17 protein-coding genes and 1 tRNA gene are annotated in these 12330 nt (G+C 51.3%); 6 read left to right on the plus strand and 12 right to left on the minus strand.

Annotated elements, in window-relative coordinates:
- Nucleotides 1-57 precede the first annotated feature (57 nt).
- Genes R6U67_RS08740 through R6U67_RS08770 form a run of 7 tightly spaced genes read right to left on the minus strand, consistent with a single transcriptional unit; the run spans nt 58 to nt 4012 of the window.
- Nucleotides 58-720: a Na(+)/H(+) antiporter subunit B gene (locus R6U67_RS08740; protein WP_410252186.1), complete on the minus strand. Its 663-nt coding sequence runs from the start codon at nt 718-720 to the stop codon at nt 58-60.
- Entirely contained in the window at nt 717-1331 is a 615-nt protein-coding gene (locus R6U67_RS08745; protein WP_410252187.1) for a DUF4040 domain-containing protein, read from the minus strand. Before R6U67_RS08745 ends, R6U67_RS08740 begins: the two co-directional genes overlap by 4 nt.
- Nucleotides 1324-1602: a monovalent cation/H(+) antiporter subunit G gene (locus tag R6U67_RS08750; protein WP_410252188.1), complete on the minus strand. Its 279-nt coding sequence runs from the start codon at nt 1600-1602 to the stop codon at nt 1324-1326. Before R6U67_RS08750 ends, R6U67_RS08745 begins: the two co-directional genes overlap by 8 nt.
- Nucleotides 1595-1867, minus strand: coding sequence for a hypothetical protein (locus R6U67_RS08755; protein WP_410252189.1), 273 nt, complete (start codon nt 1865-1867; stop codon nt 1595-1597). The genes R6U67_RS08750 and R6U67_RS08755 overlap by 8 nt, the downstream gene beginning before the upstream one ends.
- 5 nt (nt 1868-1872) lie before the next feature.
- Nucleotides 1873-2253, minus strand: coding sequence for a Na+/H+ antiporter subunit E (locus R6U67_RS08760; protein ID WP_410252190.1), 381 nt, complete (start codon nt 2251-2253; stop codon nt 1873-1875).
- Nucleotides 2250-3680, minus strand: a complete 1431-nt coding sequence (locus R6U67_RS08765) for a cation:proton antiporter (protein ID WP_410252191.1) — start codon at nt 3678-3680, stop codon at nt 2250-2252. The genes R6U67_RS08760 and R6U67_RS08765 overlap by 4 nt, the downstream gene beginning before the upstream one ends.
- Nucleotides 3677-4012: an NADH-quinone oxidoreductase subunit K gene (locus tag R6U67_RS08770; protein WP_410252192.1), complete on the minus strand. Its 336-nt coding sequence runs from the start codon at nt 4010-4012 to the stop codon at nt 3677-3679. The genes R6U67_RS08765 and R6U67_RS08770 overlap by 4 nt, the downstream gene beginning before the upstream one ends.
- 177 nt (nt 4013-4189) lie before the next feature.
- Here R6U67_RS08770 and R6U67_RS08775 point away from each other — a divergent pair, with 177 nt between their 5' ends.
- Nucleotides 4190-5329 carry an ATP-binding protein gene (locus tag R6U67_RS08775; RefSeq protein WP_410252193.1) on the plus strand — a complete coding sequence of 380 codons (1140 nt, stop codon included), beginning with the start codon at nt 4190-4192 and terminating at the stop codon, nt 5327-5329.
- Between the two features lie 123 nt (nt 5330-5452).
- Here R6U67_RS08775 and psaK read toward each other — a convergent pair whose 3' ends face one another.
- Nucleotides 5453-5728, minus strand: a complete 276-nt coding sequence (psaK, locus tag R6U67_RS08780) for a photosystem I reaction center subunit PsaK (protein WP_068787672.1) — start codon at nt 5726-5728, stop codon at nt 5453-5455.
- A 218-nt stretch (nt 5729-5946) separates the two neighbouring features.
- On the opposite strand from psaK, the gene R6U67_RS08785 reads away from it, so the two are divergent.
- Together R6U67_RS08785 and R6U67_RS08790 are read left to right on the plus strand one after the other, a co-directional pair.
- On the plus strand, nt 5947-6576 hold the full coding sequence (locus R6U67_RS08785; protein ID WP_410252194.1) for a phosphoribosylanthranilate isomerase: 630 nt from the start codon (nt 5947-5949) through the stop codon (nt 6574-6576).
- A 305-nt stretch (nt 6577-6881) separates the two neighbouring features.
- Nucleotides 6882-7490: a sugar transferase gene (locus tag R6U67_RS08790; protein WP_410252234.1), complete on the plus strand. Its 609-nt coding sequence runs from the start codon at nt 6882-6884 to the stop codon at nt 7488-7490.
- A gap of 152 nt (nt 7491-7642) precedes the next feature.
- Here the strand turns inward: R6U67_RS08790 and R6U67_RS08795 are convergent, their stop codons facing one another.
- The 3 genes from R6U67_RS08795 to purN all read right to left on the minus strand — a co-directional run bounded on the left by R6U67_RS08795 (nt 7643) and on the right by purN (nt 9216).
- A complete protein-coding gene (locus tag R6U67_RS08795) occupies nt 7643-7804 on the minus strand; it encodes a hypothetical protein (protein WP_410252195.1) in 162 nt (53 codons plus the stop codon).
- A gap of 93 nt (nt 7805-7897) precedes the next feature.
- Nucleotides 7898-8503, minus strand: a complete 606-nt coding sequence (gene pyrE, locus R6U67_RS08800) for an orotate phosphoribosyltransferase (RefSeq protein WP_410252196.1) — start codon at nt 8501-8503, stop codon at nt 7898-7900.
- Nucleotides 8504-8535: 32 nt separating this feature from the next.
- Nucleotides 8536-9216: a phosphoribosylglycinamide formyltransferase gene (gene purN / locus R6U67_RS08805; protein WP_410252197.1), complete on the minus strand. Its 681-nt coding sequence runs from the start codon at nt 9214-9216 to the stop codon at nt 8536-8538.
- Here purN and R6U67_RS08810 point away from each other — a divergent pair.
- Nucleotides 9210-10103, plus strand: a complete 894-nt coding sequence (locus R6U67_RS08810) for a PHP domain-containing protein (RefSeq protein ID WP_410252198.1) — start codon at nt 9210-9212, stop codon at nt 10101-10103. The two genes, purN and R6U67_RS08810, sit on opposite strands and share 7 nt — an antisense overlap.
- A gap of 32 nt (nt 10104-10135) precedes the next feature.
- On the opposite strand, the gene R6U67_RS08815 is transcribed toward R6U67_RS08810, so the two are convergent.
- Nucleotides 10136-10209 (minus strand) — tRNA-Arg (locus tag R6U67_RS08815).
- A 339-nt stretch (nt 10210-10548) separates the two neighbouring features.
- Between R6U67_RS08815 and R6U67_RS08820 the strand changes: the two genes are divergently transcribed.
- Together R6U67_RS08820 and R6U67_RS08825 are read left to right on the plus strand one after the other, a co-directional pair.
- Nucleotides 10549-11226, plus strand: a complete 678-nt coding sequence (locus R6U67_RS08820; protein ID WP_410252199.1) for an Npun_F0813 family protein — start codon at nt 10549-10551, stop codon at nt 11224-11226.
- 121 nt (nt 11227-11347) lie between these two features.
- On the plus strand, nt 11348-12304 hold the full coding sequence (locus R6U67_RS08825) for a hypothetical protein (RefSeq protein ID WP_410252200.1): 957 nt from the start codon (nt 11348-11350) through the stop codon (nt 12302-12304).
- Nucleotides 12305-12330 lie beyond the last annotated feature (26 nt).

Below are 12330 nucleotides of genomic sequence, written 5' to 3' on the forward strand. Positions count from 1 at the left end.
ATTGTAGCGGTTGTAACCCGCCCTAGGCCGGTCAGTCGTCCAGTCTGAACCTGACCCTCAAAATAGGCCTCGGTAGCGGATAAACAGTAAAATGGCGGCCCAAGACCCGAGAGCCACTTTAAAGGCCACCAGGAGATTCATCATTGGGATAATTCCCCCACTGATTAAGCCTCCTAATTCTCCTTGGGGGAGTGCAAATCCGACTAAGGTGAGTGTCGCTAGGAGGATAAACACTAAGACCGAGAGTTTTTCAGCTAAGGCCGCTCGCCAGCGTTTATAAATTCCTTCCATCCATTCGGCGTTGGAGGTAATGGCCACCAAGCCGATGGCGGTTCCTCCCGCGACCCCGGCCGCAAAGCCGCCTCCGGGACTGAGATGTCCACGAATCGCTAACTCGATACTCACCAGGGCCGAAATGAGGGCGCCGAGTCGTGCTAAGACGATGGAGGGGCGATCGCGAAATTGATGGACTTCACTCAGGGGATGTTCGTTGGCCAGCAGGAATTTTGACCCCATAATGGCGATGGTGAACACCACCACTTCAAAAATGGTGTCATAGAGACGATTGCGGAAGATAATCCCCGTTACGGCGTTGGGAACGCCACTATCAGCGACAACCAACTCCACTGCCGATGGGTCTAGGGAGTCTAAGCTGAGATTGGGGAGTAGTAAAAACTTTAGATAAATCGCCGCCACGGCGGCTAAGTAGAGCCATTTCATACTTGATTCACTCCCACATCAGATCGGTCATCCGATCGCTCATCGGATCGGTCAGAGGACAACAGCAAACGAGGATTCGTTAGGGCTAGATCGGTTTGCATCAACTCATAAATTCGGCGAACTCGGGTTGTGACAATGAAGGGTTTGGTTTCGGCTTCGAGGGTCCCCTCGACGGGAGGTTCTGGGTTGGTGGTTTCGGCGATCGCATGAATGTCTTCATTGTGCAAGGCTTGATGTAACTCTTCGGGACTGGCATAGGTGACCAGTTCTAATCGTAAGTAGTAGCTGTCAAAAATGCCGCTCAATTCACGCCAGAGTAAGCCCCAAAAGCGATCGCAGCTATCTCCTTGAAACTCAGATTCCTGCACCCCTAATCGCAAGACCAGAGATGAACGCACCGCCACCGCATAGAGGGTAATCGCCAACATTGTCCCGACTAAGGCTTCTGTTAAAGCCACATCGGCGGCTCCCAAAACGGCATAGACTAAAGCGGCGATCGCTCCTAAAATGCCTCGAATGACGAGAGCGTGATAGGGGTTTTGCGATCGCACCAACATGACCGCCGTCAACGGCAGCAAGGCCACAATAATGTAAATGTACCACTCAATCATCCTCAACAGTCCTCCGAGTGCAGTAGGCCAACACATAGCCCAAAATTGTATTCCAAATTGCCAAGGAAAGTAGGGCTAAAATTAACAGGGGTAACTCGCGAGGAATCTTTAACGCCAGTCCCACAACAATACTCATTGACCCCAGAATATCGGAGATAGAAAGATTATGGAGTTTAAAGAGTACCGAGCGCCGACCCAGAAGGGGAAAGGTTCCCCAAAACCACAAAATAAGTCCAAATCCAAGACAGAAATAGCTCAAAAAATCAACCATAAAACCCTCGACTTGATGCACGATTTGCCCGTTTTATAACATTGGCTAATAGCATTAAGGCCGCATTGCCAACACTGAGAATAATTACCCCAACTAGACCAATCATCCAATCATCACGAGAGACTGAAATCGCCAAAATGATAATTGATGATTTGGTTTCAATGCTTGAAAATGCCAGCATTTTTTGCCAAATATCATCGGCTTTCCACGCCTCATAAATGGGCAGTAATAAACAGACAATCATCCCAAAAATTAAACCATCCATCGCTGTTAACTCCGTTTTATTTTATGAACTTCATACCAGCCATGTTCATGGTATTTGGTGACAATCGTTTTCGGGGTAAAGGTAATTAAGAATATATCCAAAAAAATCAAGCCAGATGTTCGTTGTGGCTTAACTCGTTCTAACGTAAATTCCTCCTCAATATGAGGACTAAAAATCATTTCCAAGGCTTCCCAGTAAGCTTGAGGGATTGCGACGATGATTTCACCGAAGACGCGCAGCCAATCCTGGAGTGAACTGGAGGTTTTGTGTAATCCAGGCAGAAAAAAACAGACCACCAGTCCAATCACGATATTCGCGAGGCTGAAATCATCGGTTAGTAAAAACCAAATCGTTAAGCGTAAGATTAGATTGAGATAGCCAATCATGTAAACACCATCCAGAATAAGAGAATTAACACCAAACTCATGCTTCCAATCAGATGCTCGAACTGTTCAAACATTCGGGGAAATTTCCAGTCCTGACGTTTAATGAACAGCCAATATCCTAACCAACCTAGCCCAATCACAGCCAAGGCTTTTCCGGCATTGGCTAAGCTATAGGCTTGTAGATACAAGACATTCCCCACTAACAAGCTGACGATTAAAAGCAAGGCCGCCAAGCCTAAACCAGGCTTGAGATGTCCTCCTTGCCATTTGTGGGGAAGAAAAATGAACTTACCAAAAATTAGCGCCGTGCCAACTGAGGATAGATTCATTAAGATATCTGGCCAATCCGATAAGCTTTTGAGCGTTGACACTTTGGCGGCAAAACCCAGGAAGCCGGGACAGCCAGACATGGATAAACCACCGACGAGTAGAATTAGCCACAATCCACTGTACATTGGCTTGACCTGAAGTTCATCTAAATTTCGAGTGGGTAATGCACCGCTGGCCAAAAATAGAAGTGATTTGACTAATCCGTGAGCGAGGGCATAAACTCCAGCCACCATTGGTGCAACCATCATCCAACCTAATTGAGAAATTGTACTCAGGGCTAAAATTCGTTTTGCGTCTTTCTCAAACAGGGCATAGATAATGCCGAAAAAACTGGTGCTGATGCCTAAAATTTGCACAACGGGCAACAAATCATCCAGGAGTAAAGCACAGCGCAATAGGGGGAAAACACCGGCTTTAACGACAGATCCTGATAGGAGTGCCGAGACGGGACTTTCCGATTCGGAATGGGTTAGAGGTAACCATAACCCGGAGACAAACACGCCACCTTTACTTAACAAACCCAGAAAAATTAGGGTAATGGCTTCAGGAGGAGCATTGGATAAACCTGTAAAGGCAAAAGAATGATTCGCTTGATAGACTAAAATTGCCCCAATGAGGTAAAACAGCATTGAGGTGTTGCTGACAAATAAGTAGCGTAAGGCCACCCAGAGGGCGCGATCGCTCCTTGGATATGAAACCAATAAAAACGCGGCAACCCCAATGACTTCTAGGGCAACATATAAACTCATAAAGTCCGCGCAAATAAAAACAGCATTGACGCTTCCATGGAGGATGACCGCTTGGCTGTAAAAAAACGCGGTTTTGTTCTGAAAAGACGAATAGATAATAACCGCCGCTGTGACTAAGGCATTGGTGAGAATAAACTGGCTACTTAATTGATCTGCCCAAAAGCTGACACCAAAGTTATCTAAAAGCTGAAATTCCTGAGAATCTGCTGTTAAAAATAGATTCAGTCCATAGCCGAAAGACATCAGGACAGTTGCCAAGGCGAGATAGCGATCGAGTTTGGGCAACAGGTAGATAGTTAGTCCAATAAATAGTGGTAGAGCAATCCAAATAATGGTCAGAGACATCATGGCGTATTGTGATCCTCGATTTCATTGGTTTCTAAGGTGGGGTTATGATGTGCGAGTTTCATCGCACTGACGAGCATTAACGCCTGTATGGAAAAGCCAATGACAATAGCAGTTAGGATAACGGCTTGAGGAACTGGATCGGCATATTGGAGGGGAGTCTCTTGATTGAAAATCGGTGATGAGAGTCCATCTCGTGAGGAGATGAAGACGTAGTAGGCGATCGCGCCTGTACTCATCACATCCATGGCGATGATCTTCATCAACAGGTTTTGCTTGACGATGATGCCGATGAATCCGATAAGGACGGTTGCTAAGATGCAGGCTTCTAACACGGAGGTTGTCAGGGGCTAAGGGCTGAACTGGAAATTGTTTGTGTTAGAATTAGACTAGCACGGTTTTTTAGTGTTGTCACGATGTAGCACTATAAGTTTTTGTTGTGCTTGGGTCTGATCTGGCTTATCGTGCGAGATGACAACGTCGATGTTGATGCAATAGCGAAGAACTGAAGGATGCTAGGACCAACACCAGGTGAGACAGTACCGAGGATCTCTCCAGAGAAAGAGTCGGTACTGGAATTGTTTGGCCGACAGGCTCAGTTTCAACAGATTACTCAGACTCTAGCCAATGGTCGCGATTTATTGATTGCGGGAGTTCCCGGAAGTGGCCGTCGAACCCTCGTCCGACGAGCGGCCCGGGATGTGGGGGCAAAGGTGATGGAAGTTGATTGTATTCGGGCCACCGATGGACGGCGGTTTGTGCAATTGCTCTGTGAGGGCATTTCTCAGGGTGTCAGAAGCCCCGAGGCGATCGCCTTCTTGCAAGATTGGACGGCGAGGGAGGGACAAGCGTGGTTTGAGTTCAATGCCACAATCCCTCGTAAGTTATCACTACAACGGGAGCCAGTCCTCACGGCTGAACAACTCTGGCAGGCCTATCAGGTTCTGTTGCAACTTCCTCAACAGTTGGCCATCGCCATCGAACGACAGGTGATCCTGATTTTTCAGGGATTTCCCCATATCCGAGCTTGGGATCGCACGGCTCAATGGGAAACGGGTTTGCAGGAGGCGATCGCCCGTCACACCACCGCCAACTATGTCCTCATCGCCACCCTCGCCGAAAGCCGCACCCTGTATGACGAGCATCGTTGCCTCGAAACCATCTGTCTGACTCCCCTAGCCGATGATGTGGTGGCCGCTTGGGCGCAATTGGTTTTACAGCAAGTTGGCTTGAGTTTTGATCCGCGATCGCCGGCCCTAGAAACCTTCCTCAACGCGGTTCAAGGGCATATCGGCGATGCGTCGATGTTGGTGGGTCGTTTACGTCAACGCCGCTGGGATCACGGTCGTTTAGATGATGCGGCGATCGCAGAGACGCTACAAGACCTATTGGCCGATTTAAGCAATATCTTTGAGTCTTTGTTGGTGCTTTTACCCGCCTCACAACTACAACTCCTCGAATCCTTGGCCCTCGATCCCACCGATAAACCGCAAAGCCGAGACTATATCCAAAAACACCATCTCTCGCGGGGTGGCTCTTTACAAGGGGCGATCGCAGGCCTACAACATAAAGGCCTTATCTATGGTCCCGATCTCGGCTACCGTCTCGCTTTGCCCCTATTCGCTCTCTGGATTCGCCAACGTTTGGGTTAATGGCACTGGTCCTAGCAACGTTTCCAGCCGCCTTCCCAGCAAAAAGGGCAACCCGTTAAGGTTGCCCACTTTAACTCGTTCGCCGTCAACGTCATCGCCGTCAACGTCAACTGTTGTTCACGCCTATAAAGCCCCAGAACCACCCAGACCCAGGATAATACCGGCACCGAGGATATGGCCAAAGCTCGCCGTCGCCAGCAGTTCCGACCAACCAAAGCCCTCAAACAGCCCTGGAACCGAGATTGGCAGTGCTGGGCCAACCCCCCGTTTTTGAATGGCATAGCGTCCGATGGCCAGGGCAAATAGGTTAGACGCGACCATAATGATGGCAACGTCGGTTGACCAAGGCGTTGTCAAACCCGAGGCAGCTAGAGTTAAGGTGCTGTTGATAAAAAGCATGGTTGTAAATGAAGATAAAAAAGTAGCGGATTGGGCTAGATTATAGGCAAAAATCCCTAGGAATCTTCGTGAACGTTGAAATAGTTAACAAAGTGCTGCGGGTTGAGCGGTTCAGGGTTAAGGCTCAATTGGGATCACGATGGGTTGACAATGCGGCTGAAATATGCTAAACGACTTGAAGGGCGTTGTAACGCCCGGCTAGTTCAGGACGATCGCCAATGCGGGTTAAAATTTGTGGCATCAGCCAAGCTGAACAGGGACGCGCGATTGTGCAAGCTGGCGCGACGGCGTTGGGGTTTATTTGCGTGAAAGCCTCTCCCCGTTATGTGACGCCGGCACAGATTGCCGAGATTTGTCAGACTCTTCCCCCCTGCGATCGCATCGGAGTCGTCGCGAATGCCTCCATCGAGGAGATCCGCCACGTGCTTGAGATTGCCCCCCTCAGCGGCATTCAACTCCACGGCGACGAATCTCCCGCCTTTTGTCAGGCGTTGCGGGCCGCGCTACCTGAACTCGAACTCATTAAAGCCTTGCGGATTCGCCAAACCGCTGACTTAGAAATGAGTGATCGCTATCACGATGCGATCGATGGTCTACTCTTAGATGCGTATCACCCCAAACAACTCGGGGGAACCGGTAAAACCCTGGATTGGCAAGCGTTACAAGCGTTCAATCCCGCCATTCCCTGGTTTCTGGCTGGGGGCCTCACCCCCGAGAACATTGGCGAGGCCTTAGCTGAACTTCATCCCGACGGTGTTGATCTCTCCAGTGGCGTCGAGCGATCGCCAGGAGACAAAGATTTACATAAAGTTGAAGACTTATTCCGCCAGTTGGCACGCCATCACTGAAATTCGCGGCAAATTAGCGGGAAACCCGACCCAGTTCGTGATCCATATCACTTCTCAAACCACTGAAATCTCGTCATTTTGTGGCATTTCCTCATCGTAACTTTAAAAAAGTCGCCTCAATGATGAAGATTAAGCAAACTTGGGGGGGAACATCTACACAGACACCGGCAGTCTGACTATATTAGGGTCATAAGGGCTGACCTGTAATGTAACGAAGAGTGCCAACCGTGACTACGACACTGACTTCGCAATTTGCTGCCTTCAATCCGTATCAATCTGATACCGCAGCAGTATTTTCCGAACCAATCCACCCCTCGGCTCACAGCCGAGTCAAACGCATCATCGATATCCTCGGCGCCATCGTCGGGTTATGTATCACCGCGATGGTGGCCATTCCCGTGGCGATCGCCACCTCGGTTTCTGACTCGGGCGGTATCTTTTATAGCCAAATCCGTTGTGGCTATAAAGGAAAACCCTTCCGGATCTGGAAGTTCCGCTCCATGGTGACCGATGCTGATCAGAAAAAACATTTAGTACAAAATCAAGCCAGCGGCTTCATCTTCAAAAATGAGAATGACCCCCGGATTACCCGGATCGGTCGTTTCCTCCGTCGCACCAGTCTCGATGAACTACCTCAGTTTTGGAATGTTCTCAAAGGTGATATGAGCCTGGTGGGAACTCGTCCTCCAACTCCTGACGAAGTGGCACGCTACAACCCTCACCATTGGCGGCGGCTCGATGTCAAACCCGGCTTAACTGGGGAATGGCAAGTGAACGGACGCTCCACGGTGAAAAACTTTGAAGACATCGTTGAGATGGATCTTCAGTATCAAGAAAAATGGTCTGTGACCTATGATTTACAACTAATTCTGAAAACGATTCTGGTTGTATTCAAAGGAAGCGGTGCGTGTTAAGGTTGACCATACTTTCGCTTGTTCATGGTGCATGATCTACAAATTTGGGGGGTTAAACTCGGTCAACCCCTTCACGTCAAAACCTGCCTCTAGGGGCAGGTTTTCGCGATTCATGGCTGGGCCATCCGGGAGAAGGTGGGGGTCGAGACCGGTCATTGGAAGAAAAAGCCAGCGAGGAAGACCGGCACGATCAACAGTGCCGCCACGATCGCAAACAAGGTCACCGGATCAACCTCGACAACATTCACCTTGGCTTCGGGAGACTCAGACGCCTTCCCAGTTGGGCGATCGCGTTGAGAACGGGGATCGGTCATAATCAATAGCCTCAGACGAGGATCCTCCCCAGCCTAACCCAGAGAGCGACCCCATGACGACCCCAAAACGACCCCAACCTCAGCCAGAGGGAATTAGGTGTCCTGTTGCCGGGCGATCGCTTGGATGTCAGGAATTGTAAACAAGGCATCAAAGGCCAGCCCTCGCTCCTGATAAAACTGACCTCCACCCTGTTGGCGATCGACCAGAGACACCACACGCTCAACGGTATAGCCAGCATCCCGTAGCCGTGTCACCGCCTTCATCGCCGACTGGCCCGTGGTGACCACATCTTCTAAGACCACCACCTTGGCCCCTTTCTCTAACGTCGGCCCCTCGATATAGGCTCGGGTTCCATGGCCTTTGGCCTCTTTACGGACAATCAGGCCCGGTAGCGGCCGTTGTTCATAGGCTGAGACGACGGTAACCGCACTGACAATGGGATCGGCCCCGAGGGTTAAGCCGGCCACCGCCGCCGTATCCTCCGGTAGCCGCGATCGCATCAAGCGGCCCACACATAACGCCCCCTCAGGATCGAGGGTGACCAGTTTCCCATTGATATAGTAGGAACTGCGTTGGCCCGAGGAGAGAACAAAATCCCCTTCGCGATAGGCTAAACGAGCCAGAAGCCCGAGCAGATGGTGTTCGAGTTGCGCTAGGTCACAGCTAGCCAGCGTCTTGGAGACAGAATACGAGGTCATAGGGGCAAAGTGTCGCAAAACATGGGAAGAAATTAGGAACGAGGGGAATTATCCGCCGTCAGTTGCGCCTGTCGTCGCACCGCTAAGTCAATGGCTCGGGGTAAGATCTCATGTTCTTGGACCTGTACCCGTTGGTGCAGACTCTCGGCGGTATCATCGGGCAGGACCCGAACAGCGGCCTGGATGATAATCGGGCCACTATCGACCTTTAAACGGACAATATGGACCGTACAGCCGGTGATTTTGACCCCAGCGGCTAAGGCCTGTTCAATGGCATGGAGTCCGGGGAAACTCGGCAGCAGACTCGGGTGAATGTTCAGCATCTGATCGCCAAAATGGTCGATCAAGACTTGGGTGACACGGCGCATCCAGCCGGCCATCACCACCCATTCCACCCCAGATTGGCGGAGGGTTTGGGCGATATCAAAGTCAAAGGCTTCGCGACTGTGATAGTTGCGATGATTGAGTAAAACCGCCGGAATCCCCCAACGCTGGGCGCGGGCAGCAACAGCCGCTCCGGGATTATTGTAAATCAGGACGGGGATCTCAGCCCGCAGTTTCCCGTCGGCGATCGCCTGAACGAGAGCCTCGAAGTTACTCCCATTCCCCGAAGCCAGAACCCCTAATTGTATGGGTTTCGACCCTCTCAATGGCGCTGCTGGAAGGTTGGGGGAAATAATACAGGAGGCGGATGGTTGTGAAGACTGTGCCACGGCTAAATCGAGCTACCCTAGAGAAACAACAACGGACATTTGGCGTTGGCCCCTACATCATGCTGGAACTACATTGTCACAGTCAGTATTCTGACGGAACCCTGACCCCAACGCAACTGGTCCAGACGGCGGCGGCCGCTGGGGTGAAAGTCCTGGCCCTGACCGACCATGATACGATGTCGGGTTGTCTGGAGGCGGCTGAGACGGCTCAGGGGTACGATTTGACCCTTGTGCCTGGGGTGGAGTTGAGTACGGTGTATCGGGGGCGATCGATGCATATTCTCGGCTTTTATCCTGACGGCGATCGCCTCGAAGCTCCCCTGAGAGAACGCTTGCAGGGCCGCAAGCAACGGGCGCAACAGATGCTTGACAAACTTCATCGATTGGGGTATGCCCTGGAACTGCCCCAGTTGGGGGAAGGGGTGGCCCCGAGTCGCCCTCATTTAGCCCGGGCCTTGTTGGCGGCCGGATATGTCAATTCCTGGGAAGAGGCATTTGATCGCTTTCTCGGGGAGGGAAAGCCCGCTTATGTTGGCTATGCCAAGTTTAGCGCCGAGGACGGGATTGCTCTGTTGCGCTCTTGCGGTGCGGTTCCCGTTTGGGCGCATCCCTATTTGTTTGCTGGGGGACCGGTGGAGGAGGTTTTGCCTCATTTGGTTGAGGCCGGACTGATGGGGGTTGAGGTGTATCATCCTCATCATCGGCGATCGCAACAGGAGCGGTTACAGCAACTGTGCCAACAGTACTCACTGCTCATCACCGGCGGCACAGACTATCACGGCCCAGGCCTGGGAGCCAAAGCCCTCAATAGTTTTGCCTTGCCCATGAGTCTGCTGGCTCCCCTAAAAGCGGCCGCCGCCCACCTCAAATTCCCTGAAGTGGGCTGACGGCCCGCAGATGCCATGTAGTAAAGACCGAACGGGTGCGGTAGGACTCGAACCTACGACTCGCTGCTTAGAAGGCAGCTACTCTATCCACCTGAGTTACGCACCCAGTTTGTAAGACCTGAAAACTCGGGAAACCTATCTTCCCAGCCTATCACACCCCCCTCGGAATCGAAAAGTCTGACCGGGCAAAAACAGTGAACAATGCCATCCGCGTCCGTTGAGGGCGAATTACGGGGTACACTAAAATCTAAACCATCCGACAGTAGTTGAGATAGGGTTGACGTCGGGGGACGTAAGCGTCGTCCCTGTGATCCCCTTGGGGCAGATGCCTGTCCGCGAGTACCATCGTTGATATGATGGTTTGCTGTGTCGCGACTCTGACGACACCCCACCTGTCGTGTCCCACACCATCCATCGACCCCGATCGGAGTCAATTGGCAGTGTCATGTTTATTCTAAAAAGGCAGGATGTTGAAATTACCAGTGTCCAGCACCCTAAATCCGGTCAACCGGTTCCGGTTCTTAAATATCAAGGGCAAACCTTTCGCCTGATTAGTGTTTTTAATGCCAATCAAGCTGAAGAGGCTCGCTCGTTTTGGCGGGATTTGACCGACAATCGGGGCAAAGCCTGTGTTCTGCTCGAAGAACCCGATCGCTATAGTGTTTGGGGCAAGGTTCGTTTGGAACAAATCAGTGGGGAGTCCGCCAGCGACGATGTCTCCGTTGCGGCGGCAACCTCCTTCACACAAGCGTCTTTGCTCCTCCTGCAAGCGGTCTACTTCGATGTCGAAGACCTCCTAGGGACTCGACAGGCCAGTGCGTTTGAAAAGGAAATTGCCAAGGTGTTCCAACAATGGAACTTTCCACAGGCGATCGCCCCCGGGGAAGTCGAAGACCTCTTGGAACAAGATCCCCTCGATGGTGGTAAGGTTCCCCCTTGGCAGGAACATCACCTCAATACCCTACTTCAAGAACTGTATCGCATCGGGAAAGACTATTTTGGCAATCCGAACTTTGCCGGACGTGCCATTGATGCTCTCGAAGACTTACCCGATGGCGATCGCGTCCAATTTATGACTTGGATCAATCAATCCCCCCTCGGGAAACTCTGGTCCGGGGAGTAACCGTTGGCGGCCCCCCTTGTCCTGAAACCGTTGTACGCTTCTTCGTTCTGGGTTAATAAGGGTCGTCGGGGGATTCTTGCCTAGATCACTGCCAGCACGCTATTAGCCTCTGAAATGTTTTATGAGTAGCACCTCTGAGAAAACCAATAAGAATGGGTTGAAATCCTGGTTTTCAACCTCGAACTTAGTTTTACTGTCCGTCATGTGGGGTGTTTTGGCCCTGCTGTTTTTCTTGCTGTTTAGTGTCACGGTTCCCGGTGAAGGCCGTCCCTTTTGGTATGGGATTGGGACGTTGCTATCGGAACAGGTGGCGTTCGCCTTTGCTGGAATCCTCTGTTTACGCAATGGCCTGAGTAACAAGATTGCTAGTGGTCGTAATGTCTGGCTGGCTCTCGGCTTTGGGATGATTTCCTTCTTTATCGGCAATCTCTTTTTTAGTTGGTGGGAACTCTACTGGGAACTTGACCCGGCGGTCTCTCCTGGGGATCTGTTTTATGTGGCCAGCTATTTATGTCTGACTGTGGGAATGGTCTTAGCGGTACTGTCGCGACGACTGAATCTGGAATTATGGCAATGGGGTGTTATCGTGGCGATCGGGTTGGCGGGCCTGGCCTTTGCCTTTTGGCTCTCCTCTCCCATTGACCTTAGCTTCGATTTTGAGAGTGCGAGTGCGGCGGCTGAAACCACGGAGGTGATTGAGACGGCACGTCCTGCCCCTGAATGGGTGATTAGCCTAGAACGACAACTCGAACCCCTAGGACCGCTTCTGAACCTACTCTATGTCCTCCTCGATGTGTTTCTGTTGATTATTGCGGCCATCTTGTTGTTGGCCTTCTGGGGAGGACGGTTTTCTCAGTCCTGGCGCATGATTGCCGCAGCGGCGTTCTCTCAGTACATCGCCGATATGTGGTTTAAGTATGCTGATAAGAATATCCCTAATTATGAAAGTGGGGATTTACTCGAAGTCTTTTTCACCTTCACTGGGGTCTTCTTTGCCATTGGTGCATTACTCGAATTTGATGTGTCAACCCGCGCCGTCTCTCGGGGAAGTCGCCGCCGTCGGGGTTCCTCGTCCTAGTTGGACTGACTCGTTGCCCCCGTTTT

The organism is Sodalinema sp. (genome assembly GCF_046483825.1).
GTDB lineage: Bacteria > Cyanobacteriota > Cyanobacteriia > Cyanobacteriales > Geitlerinemataceae > Sodalinema.